This is a genomic window from Anaeroglomus insulsum (assembly GCF_050689095.1).
Classification (GTDB): Bacteria; Planctomycetota; Phycisphaerae; order Sedimentisphaerales; family Anaerohalosphaeraceae; genus Anaeroglomus; species Anaeroglomus insulsum.
Genome location: NZ_JBOGCL010000002.1, coordinates 111,494 through 133,103 on the forward strand (window position 1 = coordinate 111,494; position 21,610 = coordinate 133,103).

Here is a 21,610-nt window from a genome sequence, read left to right on the forward strand (position 1 = left end):
CCTGTCATGAAACATAAAGCCGTATTTCTGGATCGTGACGATACGCTAATTGAAGACCCGGGATACATCAATCACCCCAGCCAGGTCAAATTGCTGCCGGGCGCAGCAGCTTCCCTGGCACAGCTTCGCAAGATTGGATATCGGCTGGTGGTCGTCAGTAATCAATCCGGCGTAGCCCGCGGGTTAGTCACCGAGGAAGGCCTTGCTCAAATTCATCATACTCTGGAAAAGCTGCTGGCCGATGAAGGAGCGTATCTGGATGCCATTTACTACTGTCCGTTTCACCCGGAAGGGTCGGTTTCCAAATACCGCATGGAAAGCGAGCTGCGCAAACCGGCACCCGGCATGCTCCTGAAAGCGGCCAAAGAACTGGATATTGACCTGAGCCAGTCCTGGATGATTGGTGACTCGTACCGGGATGTTGAAGCCGGCAAACGAGCAGGCTGCAAAACCATTCTGATTAATAATCCGGTCAAGCCGGTGGTAAAAAATCCCTCCGATCCAGAGCCGGATCGTCAGGCGGTGAATATTCGTGAGGCTGTCAATATCATTCGAATGTTTGACCAGCATCATGACAATAAGCCTGCAGCAGAACCTCTGCCAACCCAGAACAGAGTGGAAACGCAGGTCGATCAGCAAAATCCTCGCCAAACCACTGCTGTCAATCCATCGCGTTCAACAGCAAATTCGACCCAATTCCAGCCTGTTCAGACCGTCGGGCTGATTCCAGACTCCCCGACAGTCAAAGATCCATCGCAGCAGGAACAGGCCCCTGTCGCTCAGCAAAAACCAGCCCCCCAGGCGGAGACGCCTTTACCCGGGGACACCGAGACTCTGCTCAACGATGTGCTGATTCATCTGAAGGCAGCCTATAAGCTGGGCCGAGACGATGACTTTTCCCTCTGGATGATTCTGGCAGGTGCCTGTCAGATTATGGCGATCGGTTGCCTGGTGGTCAGCCTGTGGTTTTTCCTCGATTCGACGCGGTCGGTCGAACACATTCTGATTATGATCGGCTTTGCAGCGGTGCTGCAACTGATGACATTAACCTTTTTTTTAATGCGAAATCGGCATTGAAAACCCTATGATTGCCAATCCACAGCATATTCTGGTCTGGATTCCGTCTCCGCTGGGGGACGCAATTATGGCCACACCCGCCCTGTCGTCGATACGCCACCGGTTTCGGTCGGCAAGAATCACTTGCCTTGCCAGCAAAACCAACAGGGCCTTTCTGGAGCCTTCGGCGTTCTGCGACGACTGGTTGGAACTGGACAAATCCTATTTTCGGACGCTCGGCAAGCTTTGCCATTCCCGGTTTGACATGGCTGTGTTATTCAAGAATTCTTTCGGCAGTGCGCTGGCGGTGAAGCTGGCGGGCATTCCCGTCAGAGTGGGCTATGCCCGTGAAGGGCGAGGCTGGCTGCTGACCGACACACTGAGACCCGAAAAAGAAAACGGCCATTTCAAGCCGGTCTCTGCTGTGGATTATTATCTTCGCATCGCAGAGTATCTTGGCGGCAGTATCACGAATAAAACACTGTCGATTGGGCTGACTGATGCCGATCGGCAGAACCTGGCCGAATCGTGGCCGGAGTTGAATACGAAGGCAGGCCCGCTGGTGATTCTTGTGCCCGGCGGTGCTTTTGGCCCCAGCAAACTGTGGCCTGTCCAGCGTTTTGCCGAACTGGCGGATCGGCTAATAGAGACCTATCGAGCTACCATCGTAATTTCGATTGCTCCGACACCGCAGGAAATCGCCATCGCCCAACAGATTCAGAGCAATGCCAAGCATCCGATATTGAGCCTCGGACAGCGACCACTCAAGCCCGGTCCGCTGAAAGCTCTCTATGAAAAGGCCGATTTGGTCATTACCAACGACACCGGGCCGCGTCATATTGCCGCGGCTTTGAATAAAAAACTGATTACGTTGTTTGGTCCCAATAACCCGGCCTGGACTCAAACACACAATCCCAATGAGATTCAGATTGTCGGACAAAGCCCATGTGCCCCGTGTGATAAACCACGCTGCATTGAACAAGAACACTACTGCATGCTGTCGATCCGTGTAGAACAGGTATTTAATACTGCCAAATCCTTTCTTGGAATATCCGCGTCATGACAGTCGACTATATCCAGCTCACCCCCGAGGTTTTTGTGCATCCGGATTATGCCGAGACGCTCAAACAGATGCATCTGGATACGCTGGATGCCATATTTGCTTTTGAAGGCGGCACGACACTGGTCAAGAAAGAACTGACGCACTGGCGGAGCCGGACGGAATTGGTCATCGGCAACCCTTCGCAGCGTTGTTTCCTGAAGCGATATCATCACCCGCCAAAGATGACACAGCTTCGCAACTGGCTGGCTCATGGGCAAAGGGGTCTGACCGCACAGTATGATTATCTGCCCTGCGGGCCGCTGGAACAGGCCGGCGTCAGCACGTATCAAACAATTGCTTATGGCGGTCGATGGCAGGGGTTGTTTGAGGAGAAAAGCTTTGTTATCCTGCAGGAAATCCCGGCCGCCCAATCGCTGGAAAAAAAACTGCCGGACTGTCTGACCCGAACGCCGCTGGAAAGCAGCCGGACGGAACGCGTCGCATTCCTTCATGCACTGGCCGATTTTGTCCGACGGTTTCACCAGGCCGGTTATTGCCATCGGGATTTATACCTGTGCCATATTTTTTATTCTGCGGCCAACGGTTTTTCGCTGATTGATTTGCAGCGGGCCTTCCAGCCGCGATTGTTTCGACGACGATGGATTTTAAAAGACTTGACACAATTGTATTATTCCTCACCCGGCGATATCATCAGCCGGTCAGACCGGCTGCGGTTTTACCTGCGTTATTGTCAAAAGGAAAGACTGGCAGCCTCAGACCGCCGTTTTATACGTCAGCTCAAACGAAAAGCCTGGTGGATGGCTGACCGTGAAATCCGCCGGGGCAAAGAAGTCCCCTTTGCTAAATAAACCTCTGACGATACAATACTATCATGCTATCGGCTGCAATCATTATTGAACGAACCTCCATACGCCTTGGCGGAGCCGAGCGTTCCGTGTCTGAACTGGCACAGGAACTCAAGGCCCAGGGTGTCCATACACAGATTCTGGCTGCGGCAGGCAAACCCGGCGAAGATGTCAGGATTTTATGTTCCCAGCGGGACCATCAACGCACCTCATGGAACACATTTGAAACCGCCATCAAACAGTATCTGTCTGAGCATCCTTTCGACATTGTTCACAGCACCCTGCCGCTGGGTTGTGCTGATATCTACCAGCCGCGCGGCGGCAGCTTCAAAGAGGCCATGCTGCAAAATGCGGCCAGTTATTCAACTCCGTGGCTGCGGCTCTGGAAAGAGACAAGCCATTTTCTGAATTTCCGGCGAACGGCCTTTCTTCGGGCTGAAGCCCGTTTATGTGCTGAGCACCCGCAGACCATTATTGCGGCACTGTCAGAGTATGTTAAACAGCAGTTTCTGCGGCATTATCATCTGCCGGAAAGCCGGATTGCCGTGATTGCCAACGGCATCAATCCCAACCGCCCTGCCGATCCACAAAAAAGTCAGGCCTTTCGTCGAGGGATTCTCGATAAAATCCCGACCCAGATTCGTGATAAAGCCATTTTGCTGTTTTTTGCCGCGACGAATTTTCGGCTCAAAGGCCTGCGTGAAGCGATTATCTCGCTTTCAAAAGCGATCGAGCTTTGCCCGCAGTGCCCCGCTGTCATCGTGGCGGCCGGGTCCAATCAGATCTCCGCCTATCAGCGGCTGGCCAGGCAATATCGTGTTGGCGACCGGATTCTCTTTTGCGGCCCGCAGCAGGAAACCGCCACCGCCATGACGGCCTGTGATGCGGCGATTTTGCCGTCCTGGTATGATCCGTGTTCACGATTTATCCTTGAAGCACTGGCCGCAGGCAAACCCGTCATTACGACCACATTTAACGGTGCCTCAGAACAGTACGAAGCAGGCCGGCATGGATTTATTATCCAATCACCATCCGATATATTTGCAATGGCTAAATCTATTGCAGACCTGGCAAATCCTGATACAATACAACGACTGGCAGGCAATATCCTTGCTGACAACTTGAAAGAGCGTGTCTCGATTAGCCGGCACGTCAGGCAACTGCTGGATTTGTATAAAATGATTATTGAGCGAAAGAAAGGACGACATAGTCGATGATTTTTGCGGTCTTAGCCATTGCAGCATATCTGGTCGGAGCGATCCCATTTGGCCTGCTGATTGCCCGCACTCAGGGGGTGGACCTGCGGAAGGTCGGCTCTGGCAATATTGGGGCGACCAATGTGACCCGGACGCTGGGTAAAAAATGGGGCTACCTGTGCTTTGCGATGGATGTGCTCAAGGGGTTGATTCCGATGCTGCTGGTGCCGGCGTTTGGATTAATCAATAAGGAGCAGGCAACGCTGGGACAGCTTTCGTTGTGGCTGTTAGTGGGGTGCCTGGCCATAGTGGGGCATGTGTTTCCAGTGTATCTGGGCTTCAAGGGCGGTAAAGGCGTTGCCACCAGCCTGGGCGTTGTGCTGGGCCTGTGGCCTTATTATACCGTTTGCGGATTGATAACCTTTGCCGTCTGGGGCATTGCCCTGTGGATCTGGCGGTATGTCTCACTGGCTTCAATTCTGGCAGCGATCATATTTCCGGTATCCCTGGCGATTTTGACCTTCTTGCTAACCGAGTGGGAGTTGGGGCAATTGTGGCCATTGTTCATCGTAGCAATTCTGATGCCGCTGCTGGTCATTGCTCGCCATGCGGAAAATATCAAACGACTGATGGAAGGCTCAGAACATAAAATCGGCCGGAAATCATCGATATAAGCCATTCTATATATACTTTGTTTCATATCTTGTTTTGCTTGCTTTTTTGTCAATTTCAGGTTATTCTTGGGCCTGGCATAGACCTTTGAGTGAGGCGAGATTATGGAATTTACAAAAATGCACGGGCTTGGCAATGACTATGTATATGTCGATTGCTTCCGCCATAAAATTGAAAATCCTTCACAATTAGCTGTTAAAATCAGCGACCGCCATCGTGGTGTCGGTTCGGATGGGCTGATTTTGATTTGCCCTTCTACGATAGCTGATGTTCGGATGCGGATGTTTAACGCCGACGGCTCAGAATCCCAGATGTGCGGTAATGGGATACGATGCGTCGCCAAATATGTTTACGACCATGGACTGGCCCCGGCCAATACTGAATTTTCTGTTCCAGGGATGGCCACCATGCCGCACTCGCTTCGCATTGAGACTGGCCGGGGCATTTTGACTCTGGGGCTGGATACCAACCGGGATAATAAAGTCGTTCGGGTCTGCGTGAATATGGGCCAGCCGATTCTTCAGGCCTCGCAAATTCCTGTGGCTCTCGAAACCGACCAGGTTGTCGGCGTTCCGCTGCAGGTCGCCGGGCAGGAACTAAGCATGACCTGTATTTCCATGGGCAATCCGCATGCGGTCTTTTTCTGTGAAGACCTTGATGCCATCGACTTGTCCGTGGTTGGGCCGCTGATTGAACATCATCCGCTGTTTCCTGAGCGGATCAATGTACATTTTGTCAAGGCCGACAGTCCGCAGGAATTCACCATGCGAACCTGGGAACGCGGCAGCGGGATTACGCTGGCCTGCGGCACCGGAGCCTGTGCCTGTGCGGTTGCGGGCTTTCTGACCGGACGATGTCAGCGCGTCACGATTGCTCATTTGCCCGGAGGCGACCTGGAACTGAATTGGAGCGATACGGATAACTGTGTCTATATGACCGGTCCGGCCGTTGAGGTCTTTTCCGGTATCTGGCCGGATTAACCGGGAGCCATCCATGGCAATTCTGGTGGGTATCGATGAGGCGGGCTATGGCCCGTTGCTGGGGCCCCTGGTCGTATCAGGGGTGGCCTTTTCACTCCCCCAGTCGCTGCTCAAGTCGGATTTATGGACGGTGCTAAGCAACGCCGTCTCAAGGGATAAAAAAGGGCTTGCTGGAAGGCTTTTGATTAACGACAGCAAGAAGGCGTTCTCCCGTGAAAAAGGTCCTGTTCATTTATTACGCACCGTTCTGGCCTGCCTTGAAACCCTCTGGCAATCGCAAAATCCTTTGGCTCCCTTTGCAGCACCGCAGACTCTTTTAGAATTGCTCAAACAGATTAGTCCTGCATCCTGGGGGGATTTAAGCCGCTATCCGTGGTATAAAGAATTATCTTCAGCAGCCTTGTCCTGGCCGCAGGATGCCGCTATCGCCGCAGGAGTCTGGCAGCGGACGCTCGAAAAGCAGCAGATGAAGCTGCTCTGGATGCAAACCCGCTTTCTGGAAGCAGGACTTTATAACGAACGCATCGACAAAATAAAAAACAAATCACGGGTATTGTTTATCGAAATCTGTTCCCTGATTCATGAGGTGTTTTGTCACTATTCAGACCATGATGGCCCAGTCCAATTTTTGATCGATCGTCAAGGCGGACGAATGCAATACCATCAGGAGTTGCTTGGGATGTTTCCGGGGATGGAATTGACAATCTTAAGCGAAAGCGAAACACTCAGCAGCTATGAGATGAGCAGCGGCAACAAAAAGATGCGTCTGCATTTTTGCGTTGAGGCCGACAGTAAATTTCTGCCGGTGGCGTTGGCATCGATGACCAGCAAGCTTATCCGCGAGCTGCTGGTGGAGGAGTTAAACCGTTATTTCGCCAAAACCTGCCCGGTGCTCAAGCCCACCGCAGGGTACTGGCAGGATGGCCAGCGATTTATTGCCGACCTTAAGAAATTCAATCTTCTGAAGTCACTCAAGACAGAGCTTTTAATTCGACAAAAATAGCTTTGATATACCTGGGAATCTAAACATCGTTTTTAAAACGGCTATACCTCATATCAGACTTGCAACATCCAAATATCAGTATTATTACCTATTTTTTTATTAAAATTTTTTTACTAACCCCGTTTTTTTCTTGCATTGGCTTAACGAATACCATAGATTGCATTTGTTGCCATTGAGCTGTTGCAAGAAAGTTCGATGCAACATTTAACCTGAAAGCTCCTTCTGCCGCCCGTAACTTCAGTAGCCCTGGGAAGTACACCGACTTCCTCCTCCTTCTGCGAAGTACGGGCGGTCTTTTTTGGCATATAGATGACACGTCCCAATAGAACAGCAACTCTTAATTATTTTGGTTTTTTGGTAGGCGCGTAAGCGGATAAACAAAAAAGAGTTATGAAAATAATCATATTTTTCTTTCCTTTCTGTACGGTTTTTGTTAGGATTTCGACAGGGTTTTGCCGATAGAGTATTAAGTCGATGGATGGACGATATAGAAGAAAGGTAAAACCATGGAATGGAACCGTTTTAAGCAGCAGCCGCCTTTGTTCAAGCTGGGACCGGGCGGAGAATTCAGTTACGAAATTATCGAGAATAAGGTCAAACCGGTATCGGAAACCGTATCGAATCCATTATTGAAAGTGCTTGAAATCATCGCCGATCTGGTGGGTGGGTCAATCCAGCCGGAACTGCTGATGGAAAATACTCCTGCAAATTCAAGCACTCCAACACAACCTGTATCCGAGGTGGAGCATATTGCACATGACAACAAATCCCGATCCAGTCATCATCACCCCCAGGCAGTTGGCAGTACTGCAGGAAATCGAACAATTTCACGTCAGGCATTGTTATTCGCCGACGATGGACGAACTGGCAAACGCCCTGGACGTAAGCCGGCCAACGGTATTCGAGCATATCGTCGCCCTGCGCGAAAAAAATCTGGTGGAGCAATCCAGCGGCAAGGCTCGCTCTTTAATACTTACGCAAAAGGCAAAAAGACTGCTTGAACAGATTGAATCGTCGCAGACTGAACAGCAGCAGGCAGAGGTCCTGCCGATGCTGGGGTATGTCAGTGCCGGCTATGGGATTGAGGCCATTGAAAACCAACAGCCCTTCGGGATTACAGAGATTTTTGGCAATCACGGCAGTTTATTTGTCCTGCAGGTTCGCGGCAACAGTATGGTTAATGCGGGCATTCTTGACGGCGATTACATCATCTGCAAACACGCCCGGACCGCAGAAAACGGCCAATTAGTTATTGCCCTGCTGGATGAACAAAACGCCACGGTCAAACGGTTCTTCAAAGATAAGCAGAATATCCGCCTGATGCCGGAAAACGACGCTTTCACTCCGATTTTGTCCAAAGACTGTCAGGTTCAGGCCATTGTGGTGGGATTGGTTCGGCGTTTTTAATTTGTCTGGCGTATTTGGCGGATCAGGGACAGGGTTTCCCGGACATTTTTGGTCAGTTGGGCAAAATCGCCTGCCGCCACAATCTGGCTGGTAATCAGGTTGGAGCCCACACCGACGCAGGCCACGCCGGCCTTAAACCAGGCGGCAAGGTTTTCCTGGGTGGGATCCACGCCGCCGGTAGGCATGATTTCCGTCCACGGACAAGGCCCCTTGACGGCCTTAATAAAGGCTGGGCCGCCGACTTCTTTGCCCGGAAAGACCTTACAGATTTCCACGCCAAGCATCTCGGCCCGGTGAATCTCAGTCGCCGAAGCACAGCCGGGCAGATAGGGCACCTTGCGACTGTTGCACACTTTAGCTGTATCTTCATCCAACAGCGGCCCGACGACAAAATCCGCCCCGGCGTTGATATACATCGCCGCAGTCGGTGCATCGCAGATCGAGCCAACCCCCAGAATAATCTCCGGGCGATGCATATCACGACGTTCAGTCAGCTTATTGAAGACATTGATCGCCCTGTCGCCACGGTTGGTGAATTCCACCAGCATCGCCCCGCCATCGGCACAGGCACACGTGATTTTCCATGCAGTGTCCACATCGGAATGATAAAACACCGGCACAAGGCCAATTTCTTTCATTGCACATAATACCTTCAAACGGTTATGACGAGCCATTTAGAATCTCCTCACATAGTATCTCTGACAAAAGGGTTCTCTCATTAATTACTCTTGCCGGATTCGAGCCGCTCCCATTCGAGGGCAGCCAGAATAAACGGGCCTATCGCCTTGGGATCGTTGTCGCGTACTGGTTCACCGATATAATATTCGTAGGATCCGTCGCGGTAGGGAGTCCCGCCCAGGCCAGCCACCGCACAGCACTGATGGATACTGACCAGGCCATCCGAGTCTTCGGTAATCAGATGTGTTAAGATGCCCTGATATCCTTTGCGGGCGACGGCAAGATATTTTTTACCGACAGCATTCACACGCACAGCCTTGGTCATCGCATAGACAAACATTGACGACGCTGAAGCCTCCAGGTAATTGCCCTGCCGGCCCCCCTGATCCACCACCTGATACCACAGGCCCGTCTGCGAATCCTGGTACTTTGTTAACGCTGTAAACAATCGGTCCAGAATCGCCGTCAGCTCAGGCCGGCGCGGATAAGATGCAGGCATATAATCCAGCACATCCACTAACGCCATCGCATACCAGCCCATCCCTCGCCCCCAAAAATTCGGAGACTGGCCCGTCTGGGGATTGGCCCATCGCTGGGCACGTCCTTCGTCCCAGGCGTGATACAACAGGCCGGTTTTGGCATCGCGGGCGTGTTTTTCCATCAACACAAACTGGTTGGCCACATCATCCAGCAATTGCGACTCTTTATATTCCACGGCATATCGGGCCAGGAAAGGGGAACCCATATACAAACCATCCAGCCACATCTGATGAGGATAACGCTGCTTGTGCCAGAAACCGCCTTCAGTCGTACGCGGATGGACTTTCATCTGATCTCGCAGGGTTTGGATTGCCTGACGGTATTTGGCCTTGCCGGTATAGTGATACACATCAAACAGCGTCATGCCAGGATTAATCTGATCAATGTTGTAATCCTTCATCGAGTACGTCAGAATCGTTCCATCCTCCTGAATGAGGGCATCGTAATACCGTTCGATATAGGCCGGAATCGCCGGGTCTTTGGTGTTCAGATAGCTCTGCCACATCGCCTTATAGACCGTCCCGTAGGTATAGCTCCACTTGGGCTTGGAAGCAAAGTCCAGCGACCAGATATCCGCATTGCGTTTCATGACCGTCTGAGTCATTTTGACAGACCATGGCTCGGACGACACATTGGAAGCCGTGGAAACACACCCGGCCATCATAATACAAAGCCCCCATAGCACAATCAAAGCATACATCTTGACTGAATTCATGTTCGATCCTTCCTGCATAACGCATTGTATTAAGGGACCTCTTCAATCCTGTCATCACGCCGCAGCTGTCTTGATGGTCGTACCTCAGCGGGCAATTCTGGCAGTTGCACCTTTCATCACTGCTTCGACTTCCTTTAAGGTCGCCATCGAGGTATCGCCGGGCGTGGTCATCGCCAGTGCACCGTGGGCCGCCCCATAATTGACAGCCTGTTCGGGGGACTTGCCTTCCATAAAACCATAAATCAGGCCGGAGGCAAAGCTGTCGCCCCCGCCAACCCGGTCGTAGATTTCCAGATCCGTCCGCAGCAGGGCTTCATAAAATTGGCCATCGAAATATAAAATCGCACCCCAATCATTCCGCCCGGCGGTTTTGGCATTGCGAAGGGTAGTAGCGACCGCCTTAAAATTGGGGAATTGGGCAACTGCCTTCTGTATCATTTTCTTGAAATTGGATGGGTCAAGATTAGAACAATGTTCATCCAGTCCCTCCACTTCAAAGCCTAAAGCCGCCGTAAAATCTTCTTCATTTCCGATCATCACATCGACGTATTTGGCGATTTCCCGGTTGACTTGACGGGCCTTGTCCTGACCACCGATATCCTTCCACAGCGAGGCACGATAGTTCAGATCATAGGAGACCACCGTGCCGTATTTTTTGGCAATCGTAACGGCTTCGATGATGGCGTCCGGGGTGGTTTCTGAAAGGGCCGCAAAAATCCCGCCGGTATGCAGCCAGCGGACACCATCCTGACCGAAAATTTTTTCCCAGTCAAAGTCGCCCTTTTTAATCTGCGAGGCGGCACTGTTGGCTCGGTCGGAACAGCCCACCGCGGCACGAACCCCAAAACCACGTTCGGTGAAGTTCAGCCCCACACGGGATTTTCTGCCGATACCGTCAAAGGGAACCCAGCGGATGTATTCGGTGCTGACGCCGCCCTGGAAGATAAAATCCTCCAGCAGCCTGCCAATGGGATTATCCACAATCGCCGTCGCTACTGCAGCTCGCTTGCCAAAGCAGCGTTTCAAGCCGCGAGCCACATTGTATTCGCCGCCGCCTTCCCACACACGAAACATCCGCGTTGTATGAATCCGTTCCGAGCCCGGGTCCAGACGCAGCATGATCTCACCCAGAGACAGGATATCATATTTGCATTCCGATTGCTGTCTGAGCTTCAAGCCATTCATGATTACCCCTTGCGTTCCTGCTGAAGACGTTCACTAATCAACCATAACACCGGCGCCTGACCGTGAAAATCTCCCAGCAGACGCGGTCGGTTCAGATAAAATTCAATATCATCTTCCTGTCCTGTACCGGCACACACATCCCGCACGTTGCCTTTGCGATCCACATGAGCACACAGGGCCTCCGTCGCCTTGTCCACAGCAGCCTGGTATTCCCGTCCCAGCCAGCCGTGATGGATTCCAACCGACATGGCATACGCAAACATCGCGGTACAGGAGCTTTCCGTCCAGGCATACGGATAGTCAATCAACTGTCGCCACATGCCGTTATCCGACTGGCAGGCAAGCAATTGAGCCATCATTTTCTTATAACTGGCCATGATTTCGTGCCGATACGGATTATCACTGGGCAGCGAGGACAATACTTCGGCCATGGAAGATGCAACCCAGCCATTGCCCCGGCCCCAGTGATAGGGATATTTCGGCCCATGGTAAAACAGGCCGTTGGGCTGCTGAAGCTTGCGCAGATAGGAGACAAGCTGCAGTGCGGCACGATTGGCATATGTGATATCCTGTGTGGCACGATAGGCCTGAATCTGCAGCATCCCCACCATATACATATCATCAATCCACCACCGCGTCTGCGAGGTCAGACCCTCCGGCAGCGGATTTTCCCATTGCTTGTCGGCAAAACTCAAGCCTGCGTCAAGGTACCGTTTATCCCCGCTGACCAGATAAATCTGCAGCGGAACAATCCCCATCACACTATGGTCCACATGAGGGGTACGAGAAAACAGGACCTTATCATCTTTCTCATTGAGGAAGCCTTCATAGCGGGCAATGAGCCGATTGAGCATCTCCTGATCGCCGACTGTTTTGGCAAAACGAAGCGCCCCCACCGCGGTACAGGCCTCGGCATAATGCAATCCTTTGCGATTGTCCTTGTTGCCATAAAGCATGTAGGAACGCCCCAGCAGATTTTCGACCACGCGGGTGCCGGTCTGACGCAGATCGCACGGACTGGATGAGCGAGATTTCGTATGGGTCGCACAGGAAGCCGTGATGAGTGCTACGATAGCAAGCAGTACAGTCTTTTTGTTCATAGGTCGCAATCCTCTCTTGATTTATCATTTATCGTGCCAGCCAGCCGCCATCGACAGCCACTGTATAACCATTCATATAATCCGACGCCGGAGAGGCAAGAAAGACCGCAACCCCCTTCAGGTCGTCGGGAGTCCCCCACCGCCCCGCCGGAATACGGTCCAGAATCGCCTTGTTGCGGACTTCATCCTCACGCAGCGCCTTGGTGTTATCGGTGGCCATATAGCCCGGAGCGATAGCATTGGTATTGATTTTATACTTGGCCAGTTCGCAGGCCATCAGGCGGGTCAGGCCCATAATGGCACTTTTAGACGATGTATAAGACGGCACAAGAATGCCGCCCTGAAAGCTGAGCATTGAAGCGGTGTTGATAATTTTGCCGCCGCGACCCTGCTGAATCATCTGCTTGACTACGGCCTGACTGAGAAAAAATACCCCGCGAATGTTGAGATTCATCACATCATCCCAGTCTTTTTCGGTAAATTCCGTAAACGGTGCCCGGCGGATAATGCCGGCATTGTTGAACAGAATATCAATCCCGCCCAGTTTTTCAACAGTCACCCTGACAATCATATCCACACTGTCTTTTTTAGTCAAATCCGCAGTGATGGTAACGCAGCGACGGCCCAGCTTTTCAATCTGGTCTTTTGTATCGCTCATATTCAACACATCTACCACAGCGACATCCGCTCCCGCTTCAGCCAGGGCCAGAGCCATCGCCTGTCCGAGTCCGCGAGCAGCGCCGGTTACAATCGCGGATTTGCCATCGAGTTTAAATTGATCCAGAATCATCTGTTCACCTCGCTATCTAATATCTGCAATGGAAATACCATCCATATCATCAAACGTCTGATTTTCACCGCCCATCGCCCAACAGAACGAATAGGCCTGGGTCCCCACGCCGGAATGAATCGACCAGCTCGGCGAAATGACCACCTGCCTGGGAGCCACCACGATATGACGCGTCTGGTCGGCCTTGCCCATCAGGTGAAAGACCCGAGCCGTATCGGGAAAATCAAAGTACATATATACTTCCATGCGCCGTTCATGGGTATGCGGCGGCATGGTGTTCCAGACACAGCCTTCGGCCAGTTCAGTAAAGCCCATCACCAGCTGGCAGCTTTTGACACCATCGGGATGAATGTATTTATAAATGGTCCGCTTGTTGGCCTGCGGAATACTGCCCAGCGGCACCGCAGCGGCCTGAGCCTGGACGATATGGGTCGTGGGATAGGCGGCATGGGCCGGATAGCTGACTAAATAATACTGAGCCGGCCGTTTGGGGTCCTGACTCTCAAAAACAATGCTCTGCGAGCCGCGACCAATATATAAACCGTCGCGATTGGCCATCTCATAACGTTTCCCGTCCACCTTGATGGTTCCGGCCTGACCGATATTCAGAATCCCCAGTTCGCGGCGCTGACAGAAATACTCCGCCCGCAGTTGGCCGGCACTGGTTAAAGGCAGAGGCTGCTCCATCGGGACTGCCGAGCCAACAATCACACGATCAATATCGATGTATATCATCTCGATCGTATCGGGTACAAACAGCGATTCCACCAGAAAATGATAACGGGTTTCCTGCGTAGTCATCCGTTCAAATCGAATCGGATCCGGGCTATAGCGTACTTCCATAAATCCATCCTTACTTTGCAAAGGTTACTTGAATCGGATTGGCCAGTCTGGCGGCAAAAGCAGACAGATAGGCCTGCCAGTCTTCAACCGTCTTGAAATCCAATCCCTTATCCCAGCAGGCCCCCGTATAATACACAAACGGTTTGCCGCAGGACTGTGCAACAATACCGAGTAAATGGTCGTTTTGTTCTTTGAATTGAACAGCGGTGTCGGGGGTAAAAACGATGCCGCAGCCGGTCATGCCGTTGATCTCATCCGGGGCAAACCAGTACGAAATCCATTTCTCATCAGACTTGAGAGTCTTGGTGTCCTGCCCGCCGCGGGTGACAATGCCTGCGGCCAAAGCCAGCGGCCTAGCCCCCTTGCAGGTCATCCGGCTTTCAATCCGATTGAGGTTGGAGCCTCTGTCAAGGCTGATGCGTTTGACTTCGCTGACAGTCACACCGCCGGCATCCCAGGCATCATAGGTCAATTCAAATATGATTCGGATAGGACCATTCGCCAGCTGTTTCCAATCCACAAAATTGCGGGATAGAATGAGCTTGTCTTCCGCAAGAATCCCCAGGCCGCCGCAACCCAGTGTCGGACCAACTTTATAGCAATCCAGCCCTTCGCCATGGTCGGTGTGGTATGACTTCTTTTCCTTGATGTCCTTGTACAAATGCTCAATCATCGGAGTTCGAACCTTCTTGACCCAGACATCGATACCCGGGCTGACTGTTTCCCATTCGAGGGCCTTGCTGTACATGCGAAAGGCAATCCGGTCATTTTCCCAGGCAAAATCCCCATACCGTTCCGGCACAAATCGGCCATACGTGACTTCCTGCGTCTGCGGCTTGCTGAAGCCTTCCGGCAGAGGCATAACCCAGAATACCTTCTGCTGGCCGGGGGCCAGATGCGACTGGAACAGCAGTTCATCCACCCTGCCATCGGCATTGTTGTCTACGGTTTGCGTCACAAGGAATTGATTGGTCTTCAAATCAAAAACCGACACATTATCTGGGGTAATGGAATGATTCTTCTTCAAGACGTCCGACCAGTTCAGACAGATGGTTTCATAATCCCGGAATTGTGCCGTGGGATTGGTTACATCGACTACCGCGGTCTGGATACCACTGCGAATTGCAATTTTATACATTTCGCTGCCGGCATATAGAAACGCCCCGACGCCATACACTTCAGTCTCGTCTGCAGAGGTCTGTCGGGGGTCGGCCCCAATCTGCTGGACGTATCCCAATTTACCTTCTGCGTTGACACAGCTGACAAGCCCTTGCCAGGCCTTCAGCACCGGCGGCAGATAAGTCTTTTCATCGAGGATGCCGCGATTGATGCCCCAGGCCAGCCCATAACAATAAAAGCCCGTACCGCTGGTCTCCGGCGCAGGATAACTGGCCGGATCCAGCAGGCTGGAATGCCAGAATCCATCCGGCTGCTGAAGGGCAATCAGACGAGCAGCCATCTCTTTGTACAGCTTGACATATTTAGGCCGGTCCGGATAATCCTGCGGCAGGTATTCCAGCACACGAACCAGACCGCCAAATACCCAGCCATTGCCCCGCGACCAGAAAACCTTCTTGCCATTGGCTTCGCGTTTGGCAAAATAAGTATCATCCCGGAAATACAGGTGTTCATCCTTATCATATAGATACTCGGTTGTCGCCCACCACTGCTGATTCATAAAATCGATGTAGCGGGAATCTCCCGTAATCGCTCCAAGCTGCACCCAGACTGGAGGAGCCATAAATAACGCATCACACCACCACCAGCGATCCATGCCTTTCTGCTGGCCAGTTTTGAGCGTCACTTGCGAAGGATGGGCCAGAATAAAATCAAACCGATCTTTTATCCCCTTGAGCATCTGCGGGTCTTTAAACAGGTTGTACAACTCCAGATACATCCAGCCAACACAATGATCGTCAGCATGATAAACTCGCTGATGCGGCTGCCAGTCCAGTTTCTGGCCGGTGCTCTTGAGCCATTCCATATATTTGGCATCTTCGGCCATCATCGCCCAGGCAGTGAATCCGGAATACAGTGCACCCTGCGTCCAATCGGCAGGATGATGTTTGCTGGGGTTGGCAATCTGCCAGTCCGCAACCCTGGCCATGACCTCTTTGATGGCCTGCGGCTGAGCCTGGGACGGCAAAACCACTTTCGTATTGGCCTTCATACACCCAGATACCAGCAATGCCGTTATCAACAGCATAACCATTTTATTCATACAATACCTCCACTGTATAAGTTAACGTTTTCCCAAAGAACGTGACAATTGTTCTGCGGCAGCCTTCACGACGTCGGCGTTGTTCCAATGAATGCGATCGGCTGGCCCGGTAATGCCTATGGCAGCCAGCAGTTCCCCCTGCATATCAAACACCGGTGCCGCCATACAGCGAACACCCTGGTGATATTCCTCGTCATCCCGAGAGTATCCGTCGCGGCGAACCTGCTCAACCATGGACTTAAGTTCTTCGGGCGTAATCATAGTATTGGGAGTACGTCTGGCAGGATGGACCGCGCTACAGAACTCATCAATCCGTTCCGCATATAAATAGCTAAGGAATATTTTACCTGTCGCAGAGCAATGCAGGTCCGCCAGGGTTCCTGAACGCGAGGCAACACGTATGGGATGAGGACTATCGCAAACTTCCAGTATCAGGGAATGCCAGCCGCTCGGAATGGCTAAATGCGAGGTCTGACTGGTCTGGCGGGTTAACTCCTGAAGAACCGGAACGGCCCGTTCCCGTAAATTCAGTTTGCTGATAGCGAGCAATCCAATCTCAAACAGCACCGGCCCGGCAAAATACAAATTCCCGCGTTTTTGTGCCATATCCGCATAACAGAGAGTCTTCAGGATGCGAAATGCCGTGGTTCGCGGGATAGAAAGATGCTTTTCGAGAGCCGACGAGCTAAGCCCGTGTTCGTTTTTAGCAAGAAGCCTGAGCACTTCTAAGGCTTTAACCAAGTTTGGAGTTAAATATTGTTCCATATATGAAATTCGATTTTCTTATATGGAACTTTATACTCTACAAATCTTATAGTGTCAATAAAAAAAGGGATGCCATTGCATCCCTGGTGAAGTTCATTCTCCTGAGAATCAGTCTTTGATAGGAATCATTGCCGACAGGCTGTTTTGACCTGCTGAACAATGCACGGAGATAACCCCTTCATGCTGGTTGGCGATCTGCTGTGCCAGCATCATTCCGATGCCGGTACTGAACCGTTGTTTATGGGTTTCATGGGGCGTAAATATCTGCTTTTGAAACTCCGGCGTATAAGGGTCACCATTATCAGAGACACAAATTTCAAACTGACTTTCAGAGGCAATATATCGGGTTTGAATGGTAACCATGCCTCCTTCTTCAGGAACCTGGTCAATTGCATTGAGCAGCATGTTCAAGGTCATCAATCCGATGCGTTCAGGGTCGATATTCACCTCAGGCAGGCTCGCATCTAACTGAGCCTGCAATTTGAATTTTTTAACCTGAGCGACAGATTTCAGCGAATTCAGCACACGCTTGAGCTCCTCGTTAAGATTGCAGGAACATTTTTCGAGATTTTGTTTTTTTGTATAATCAAGAATGTCCATTAGATTTTTTTTCATCCGCTTGACATTCTGACTCAAAATCGGCCAGCTCTTTTCGACTTTATCCATCTGCTTTAACTGGAATGCATAATCAATTACTTCTGTCGCTCCGCCAACCATTTGAAGGATATTCTTCAGAGCGTGAGACAGCTCCCGGAGGGCCTTACCTGCCTTCGCATAATGTCTGTCTTTTTCATCCATTTGTGCGGATTGTTCGATAGATTCAAGCAATTCTACCTCGCTCATGGCGAATTCCTTATATTGAATGGTTTGCCGATTCATTTCATAGCTGTTTTTCACCCTTTGATATCGAATATTTTGTATGCTTTCTTTATCGAAGAGTGAACAAAAATCGATAGCGGGCCCGGCAGGAGTGGCTGCCGCAATACTGCTGTCCGATAATATGGCCAAAAACCAACTCCGATCTATGATTCTGCAAGAATTAATTAACTGAATGGCATAATTAACCGATTCAATAGACATGTAGAATATCGTTTTTAGGCAGGATAAGCTTATGTCTGATTTAAAAACAAAACGAATGGCCGCAGCGGAAATTCTGATTGTGCTTTTAATCATTGGCGCACTGGCTTCCATTTCCATGCCTCGGATGTCACACAGCGCAACACTGGACCGAGAGTCGGTCTGCAAATCTAACATCGAATTGTTAAATTCCGCCGTGGAATTATACAGCGAAGAAAAAGGATGCTACCCCGCCTCGATGGCCGACATCTTGAATAATAAGGAATTTTTCCCCGCAGGAACACCTAAATGTCCTTTGGGCGGAACCTATATTCTCAAATCCGATCACAGCGTGGTTTGTTCCCATCCTTAAGCCATATATCATTGGCTTGATTTGCCATCCAATCCAAAGAAAAAGCCAGACCCCATACTGGAATCTGGCTTCGGAGGAGGGTGATGAAAAGCTCAATAATTGCGTTTCTATATTTTATATTAACTTTTCGTAAAAATCCACTACACAATTATCGAAAACCTGCCACAAAAACTTTAAATTTTTTGCATCAGGCTGCAAGACCCTCATTTTACCCCTATTCGAGCTGAGAAAATTCTCCTGATTCAATAAAAGACCTTCACACTCCCCTTAGTTTTTTCTTTTTCAACCCGAAGTTTTTTTGTTTTTGTGTAGAGTTTTGCTCCCCCAATACGTCAATATGATTAAACGACAAGAATAGTCGCGATGTGTAAATATAGACAGTATGGGGTATTCATGGAATTTTCAAAGATATCCAACCTTGATGTGGTGACTGTACCGCACCGTTTTGGCCGGGAGTTTTTTATCAATTCGCAGGGTTATTCCGATTCAGACCAGGCTGATATTTTAAAACAGATCTCCAACTTCCTAAAAACAAATCAGGCCGGTAGTATAAGCTGCCGTGTTGCGATTCCCAAAGATAAACAAACCCAAGTGGCTCATGCCCTCAAAAACGAACTGCCGGAATTGATTTGCCCGATTACCTGGTTTACACAGTCCCCTGGAGACAAATGCCCCACGTTCGTTGTTCAGCTTCATGCCTTGTCTGGCTCCCCCATTGAGGTGATACCCAATGGCAAGTCACCAACAGGATGCATCTTCGAAGATGACCATGTTCGGTATTACCAACTGCATCTTTTCCCGGACAACAAACAGACAGACAATCAGACTCAGACCTATTCGGTGTTTCAGAAAATGGATGCTGTATTACACAGTTGCGGGCTTGATTTTCATTCCACTGCCAGAACCTGGCTATATGCTCACGACATTCTGTCCTGGTATGACAAGCTCAACCGGGCGAGAGATCGCTTCTTTACAGAAAAAGGGGTGTTTAACCACCGTATTCCAGCAAGTACGGGGGTAAGCTTATCCAATCCTCTGGATTATGCGATTCAGACAGAATTGCTGGCCGCTGTGCCGAAAAATGGTTCCGTTCAAATCCGACCCGTGGAATCCCCCCTGCAATGTCCAGCCACACAATACCGTTCTTCATTCAGCCGGGCCATGGAAATTGTCACTCCCCAGCAAAAACGATTATATATTTCCGGAACCGCCAGTATTGACCCGCACGGCAAGACGATTTTTCTGGGCAATACACCTGGCCAAATTGATCACACCATGAAAGTTGTCAAGGCGATCCTGCAACATGTCGGCATGGAGTGGAGGAATACGGTCAGGGCCATCGCTTATTTCAAGTCGAGAAAAGACTATCCCCTATTTGACCAGTGGCTCCAAATGCATAATATCCCCATGCCGCATATCAAACTCGAATGCGATATCTGCCGTGACGACCTGCTGTTTGAACTCGAGCTGGATGCGATTCAAACGTATCAATGATAAAAATGCCGTACGCCGGTAAAGACCATCGCAATACCATGTTTGTCAGCACAGGCGATGACTTCATCGTCTTTCTTTGAGCCGCCGGGCTGAATCACACAGGCGATTCCGGCTTTGGCCGCGTTTTCGACATTGTCCGGGAAGGGGAAGAAGGCATCTGACCCCATCGCAGCACCTTTGGCCATCGGGCCTGCCTGCTTAACCGCAAGCATGCCTGATTCCACGCGATTCATCTGGCCGGCACCGACACCCACAAGGCATTTGTTGTTGACTAATGTGATCGTATTGCTCTTGACATGCTTGGCAACCAGCCAGGCAATACGCAAATCTTCCATCTGCTGGGGAGTGGGTTTCACTTTCGTTGGGAATGTCAATGTCTCGGGCTGCCAGCCGACCAGATCGCGTTGCTGTACCAGCAGACCGCCCACGATACAGCGGACATCATACTGGCGGGCATCCACCACCTTGCGGTCAATCGGACCGGTTTGGAGCAGGCGAACCCGCTGCCCCCATTCCTTGAGCGTGCGAATGGTTTGAATCGCATCCGCATCATAAGACGGGGCCACAATCACTTCGGCAAAGAAACCCGCCGCACCTTTGGCCTTGCCAAAGCGTGCATAGGACTCCATAATCACCGTTGCGATTTCTTTATCAACATTTCGATTCAGAGCAATAATCCCGCCAAAGGCACTGACTACATCCCCCAGATAGGCTCGCTCATAGGCCTTGATAATATCAGCATCCACCGAACACCCGCAGGGGTTCATGTGTTTGACCACCACGGCAGCCGGCTCATCAAATTCCTTAACCAGTTCAAATGCGGCATTGGCATCCATCAGGTTGTTGAAGCTGATCGGGGTAGTCGCTCCATCAATCAGCCGGGCAGTGCCCACGCTGACTTCTTTGGCATCGGACAGCCGGTAGAATGCCCCCTTCTGATGCGGATTTTCACCGTAGCGAAGTTCCTGATCTTTCCTCAGCGCGATACTGAGCCTGTCGGGAAATACCTCGCCGGCCTGTTCGTTCAGGTATTTGGATATCGCTGCATCATACGAAGCCGTTAAGGCAAAAGCCTTACGGGCACACTGTTTGCGCAAGGCAAGGCTGGTACAGCCATTTTTGGATTTCATCTCATCAAGCACCATTGGGTACTGTGATGGATCCGTAACAATCGTCACATACAGGTGATTCTTGGCTGCCGAACGAACCATGCTCGGCCCGCCAATGTCGATATTCTCGATGGCGTCTTCGAAAGAACAATCCGCCCTGGCTACGGTCTGTTCAAAGGGGTACAAATTCACGCAGACCAGGTCAATCGGCTCAATCTGATGCTGTTTCATGGCCGCGGCATGGTCGGCTTTATCACGCAGGGCCAGAAGCCCGCCGTGAATTTTGGGATGCAGGGTTTTGACGCGACCGTCCATCATTTCCGGAAAACCGGTCACCGAATCGACGCTGACAACAGACAATCCCGCATCAGATAACGCTCTGGCCGTTCCGCCAGTACTGATAAGAGTCACCCCCATCGCCGCCAGCTGCCGGGCAAAATCGACCACGCCAGTTTTATCGGAAACACTAATTAACGCTCGCTTGATTTTTACATCCATGATTCTATGCTTTCGTTTCGA

General features: G+C 51.0%; 19 protein-coding genes and 1 pseudogene. 9 read left to right on the plus strand and 11 right to left on the minus strand.

The window, feature by feature from the left end:
* Positions 1 to 6 precede the first annotated feature (6 nt).
* The 8 genes from ACQ9LF_RS02590 (at position 7) to lexA (ending at position 8,222) form a co-directional block, all read left to right on the plus strand.
* Positions 7 to 1,077, plus strand: coding sequence for a D-glycero-alpha-D-manno-heptose-1,7-bisphosphate 7-phosphatase (locus ACQ9LF_RS02590; protein WP_462487804.1), 1,071 nt, complete (start codon positions 7 to 9; stop codon positions 1,075 to 1,077).
* A gap of 7 nt (positions 1,078 to 1,084) precedes the next feature.
* Complete coding sequence (waaF, locus tag ACQ9LF_RS02595) at positions 1,085 to 2,119, plus strand: lipopolysaccharide heptosyltransferase II (protein ID WP_462487805.1); 1,035 nt, start codon at positions 1,085 to 1,087, stop codon at positions 2,117 to 2,119.
* Complete coding sequence (locus tag ACQ9LF_RS02600; protein ID WP_462487806.1) at positions 2,116 to 2,967, plus strand: lipopolysaccharide kinase InaA family protein; 852 nt, start codon at positions 2,116 to 2,118, stop codon at positions 2,965 to 2,967. Before waaF ends, ACQ9LF_RS02600 begins: the two co-directional genes overlap by 4 nt.
* A gap of 23 nt (positions 2,968 to 2,990) precedes the next feature.
* Complete coding sequence (locus ACQ9LF_RS02605) at positions 2,991 to 4,181, plus strand: glycosyltransferase family 4 protein (protein ID WP_462487807.1); 1,191 nt, start codon at positions 2,991 to 2,993, stop codon at positions 4,179 to 4,181.
* Positions 4,178 to 4,834: a glycerol-3-phosphate 1-O-acyltransferase PlsY gene (plsY, locus tag ACQ9LF_RS02610; protein WP_462487808.1), complete on the plus strand. Its 657-nt coding sequence runs from the start codon at positions 4,178 to 4,180 to the stop codon at positions 4,832 to 4,834. The genes ACQ9LF_RS02605 and plsY overlap by 4 nt, the downstream gene beginning before the upstream one ends.
* Positions 4,835 to 4,936: 102 nt before the next feature.
* Positions 4,937 to 5,812 (plus strand): diaminopimelate epimerase, encoded by an 876-nt coding sequence (gene dapF, locus ACQ9LF_RS02615; protein ID WP_462487809.1) that lies wholly within the window; start codon positions 4,937 to 4,939, stop codon positions 5,810 to 5,812.
* Between the two features lie 13 nt (positions 5,813 to 5,825).
* Positions 5,826 to 6,815, plus strand: a complete 990-nt coding sequence (locus tag ACQ9LF_RS02620; RefSeq protein WP_462487810.1) for a hypothetical protein — start codon at positions 5,826 to 5,828, stop codon at positions 6,813 to 6,815.
* 756 nt (positions 6,816 to 7,571) lie between these two features.
* Positions 7,572 to 8,222 (plus strand): transcriptional repressor LexA, encoded by a 651-nt coding sequence (lexA, locus tag ACQ9LF_RS02625; protein WP_462487811.1) that lies wholly within the window; start codon positions 7,572 to 7,574, stop codon positions 8,220 to 8,222.
* On the opposite strand, the gene ACQ9LF_RS02630 is transcribed toward lexA, so the two are convergent.
* The 10 genes and pseudogenes from ACQ9LF_RS02630 to ACQ9LF_RS02675 form a co-directional block, all read right to left on the minus strand.
* Positions 8,219 to 8,896 carry a bifunctional 4-hydroxy-2-oxoglutarate aldolase/2-dehydro-3-deoxy-phosphogluconate aldolase gene (locus ACQ9LF_RS02630; protein ID WP_462487812.1) on the minus strand — a complete coding sequence of 226 codons (678 nt, stop codon included), beginning with the start codon at positions 8,894 to 8,896 and terminating at the stop codon, positions 8,219 to 8,221. The two genes, lexA and ACQ9LF_RS02630, sit on opposite strands and share 4 nt — an antisense overlap.
* Positions 8,897 to 8,940: 44 nt before the next feature.
* Positions 8,941 to 10,155: a glycoside hydrolase family 88/105 protein gene (locus tag ACQ9LF_RS02635; protein ID WP_462487813.1), complete on the minus strand. Its 1,215-nt coding sequence runs from the start codon at positions 10,153 to 10,155 to the stop codon at positions 8,941 to 8,943.
* Between the two features lie 84 nt (positions 10,156 to 10,239).
* Positions 10,240 to 11,340 (minus strand): sugar kinase, encoded by a 1,101-nt coding sequence (locus tag ACQ9LF_RS02640; RefSeq protein WP_462487814.1) that lies wholly within the window; start codon positions 11,338 to 11,340, stop codon positions 10,240 to 10,242.
* 2 nt (positions 11,341 to 11,342) lie between these two features.
* Complete coding sequence (locus ACQ9LF_RS02645) at positions 11,343 to 12,440, minus strand: glycoside hydrolase family 88/105 protein (protein WP_462487815.1); 1,098 nt, start codon at positions 12,438 to 12,440, stop codon at positions 11,343 to 11,345.
* Between the two features lie 28 nt (positions 12,441 to 12,468).
* Complete coding sequence (kduD, locus tag ACQ9LF_RS02650; RefSeq protein WP_462487816.1) at positions 12,469 to 13,230, minus strand: 2-dehydro-3-deoxy-D-gluconate 5-dehydrogenase KduD; 762 nt, start codon at positions 13,228 to 13,230, stop codon at positions 12,469 to 12,471.
* Between the two features lie 12 nt (positions 13,231 to 13,242).
* Positions 13,243 to 14,073, minus strand: a complete 831-nt coding sequence (gene kduI / locus ACQ9LF_RS02655) for a 5-dehydro-4-deoxy-D-glucuronate isomerase (protein WP_462487817.1) — start codon at positions 14,071 to 14,073, stop codon at positions 13,243 to 13,245.
* Positions 14,074 to 14,083: 10 nt separating this feature from the next.
* On the minus strand, positions 14,084 to 15,211 hold the full coding sequence (locus tag ACQ9LF_RS02660) for a DUF4861 family protein (protein WP_462487993.1): 1,128 nt from the start codon (positions 15,209 to 15,211) through the stop codon (positions 14,084 to 14,086).
* Positions 15,194 to 16,294: pseudogene (locus ACQ9LF_RS02665) on the minus strand (glycoside hydrolase family 88/105 protein); the annotation flags it as partial. The pseudogene ACQ9LF_RS02665 and the gene ACQ9LF_RS02660, both read right to left, overlap by 18 nt.
* A gap of 21 nt (positions 16,295 to 16,315) precedes the next feature.
* Entirely contained in the window at positions 16,316 to 17,059 is a 744-nt protein-coding gene (locus ACQ9LF_RS02670) for an IclR family transcriptional regulator (protein ID WP_462487818.1), read from the minus strand.
* A 108-nt stretch (positions 17,060 to 17,167) separates the two neighbouring features.
* A complete protein-coding gene (locus tag ACQ9LF_RS02675) occupies positions 17,168 to 18,250 on the minus strand; it encodes a sensor histidine kinase (protein WP_462487819.1) in 1,083 nt (360 codons plus the stop codon).
* 631 nt (positions 18,251 to 18,881) lie between these two features.
* Between ACQ9LF_RS02675 and ACQ9LF_RS02680 the strand changes: the two genes are divergently transcribed.
* Positions 18,882 to 19,982 (plus strand): Rid family hydrolase, encoded by a 1,101-nt coding sequence (locus ACQ9LF_RS02680; protein WP_462487820.1) that lies wholly within the window; start codon positions 18,882 to 18,884, stop codon positions 19,980 to 19,982.
* Here ACQ9LF_RS02680 and purH read toward each other — a convergent pair.
* The gene (gene purH / locus ACQ9LF_RS02685; RefSeq protein WP_462487821.1) at positions 19,976 to 21,589 is read right to left on the minus strand and encodes a bifunctional phosphoribosylaminoimidazolecarboxamide formyltransferase/IMP cyclohydrolase; all 1,614 of its coding nucleotides are present in this window, start codon (positions 21,587 to 21,589) and stop codon (positions 19,976 to 19,978) included. The two genes, ACQ9LF_RS02680 and purH, sit on opposite strands and share 7 nt — an antisense overlap.
* Positions 21,590 to 21,610: the final 21 nt, after the last annotated feature.

Bases quoted from the DNA above. Each gene is read 5' to 3' on its own strand.
- waaF (WP_462487805.1), top strand. From the start codon at position 1,085: ATGATTGCCAATCCACAGCATATTCTGGTCTGGATTCCGTCTCCGCTG.
- ACQ9LF_RS02680 (WP_462487820.1), top strand. From the start codon at position 18,882: ATGGAATTTTCAAAGATATCCAACCTTGATGTGGTGACTGTACCGCAC.
- ACQ9LF_RS02600 (WP_462487806.1), top strand. From the start codon at position 2,116: ATGACAGTCGACTATATCCAGCTCACCCCCGAGGTTTTTGTGCATCCG.
- plsY (WP_462487808.1), top strand. From the start codon at position 4,178: ATGATTTTTGCGGTCTTAGCCATTGCAGCATATCTGGTCGGAGCGATC.
- purH (WP_462487821.1), bottom strand. From the start codon at position 21,589: ATGGATGTAAAAATCAAGCGAGCGTTAATTAGTGTTTCCGATAAAACT.
- kduD (WP_462487816.1), bottom strand. From the start codon at position 13,230: ATGATTCTGGATCAATTTAAACTCGATGGCAAATCCGCGATTGTAACC.
- ACQ9LF_RS02670 (WP_462487818.1), bottom strand. From the start codon at position 17,059: ATGGAACAATATTTAACTCCAAACTTGGTTAAAGCCTTAGAAGTGCTC.
- ACQ9LF_RS02645 (WP_462487815.1), bottom strand. From the start codon at position 12,440: ATGAACAAAAAGACTGTACTGCTTGCTATCGTAGCACTCATCACGGCT.
- ACQ9LF_RS02635 (WP_462487813.1), bottom strand. From the start codon at position 10,155: ATGAATTCAGTCAAGATGTATGCTTTGATTGTGCTATGGGGGCTTTGT.
- ACQ9LF_RS02590 (WP_462487804.1), top strand. From the start codon at position 7: ATGAAACATAAAGCCGTATTTCTGGATCGTGACGATACGCTAATTGAA.
- kduI (WP_462487817.1), bottom strand. From the start codon at position 14,073: ATGGAAGTACGCTATAGCCCGGATCCGATTCGATTTGAACGGATGACT.
- ACQ9LF_RS02630 (WP_462487812.1), bottom strand. From the start codon at position 8,896: ATGGCTCGTCATAACCGTTTGAAGGTATTATGTGCAATGAAAGAAATT.
- ACQ9LF_RS02660 (WP_462487993.1), bottom strand. From the start codon at position 15,211: ATGTATAAAATTGCAATTCGCAGTGGTATCCAGACCGCGGTAGTCGAT.
- ACQ9LF_RS02605 (WP_462487807.1), top strand. From the start codon at position 2,991: ATGCTATCGGCTGCAATCATTATTGAACGAACCTCCATACGCCTTGGC.
- ACQ9LF_RS02640 (WP_462487814.1), bottom strand. From the start codon at position 11,340: ATGAATGGCTTGAAGCTCAGACAGCAATCGGAATGCAAATATGATATC.
- ACQ9LF_RS02620 (WP_462487810.1), top strand. From the start codon at position 5,826: ATGGCAATTCTGGTGGGTATCGATGAGGCGGGCTATGGCCCGTTGCTG.
- ACQ9LF_RS02675 (WP_462487819.1), bottom strand. From the start codon at position 18,250: ATGGAAGCCAGTGCGCCAATGATTAAAAGCACAATCAGAATTTCCGCT.
- lexA (WP_462487811.1), top strand. From the start codon at position 7,572: ATGACAACAAATCCCGATCCAGTCATCATCACCCCCAGGCAGTTGGCA.
- dapF (WP_462487809.1), top strand. From the start codon at position 4,937: ATGGAATTTACAAAAATGCACGGGCTTGGCAATGACTATGTATATGTC.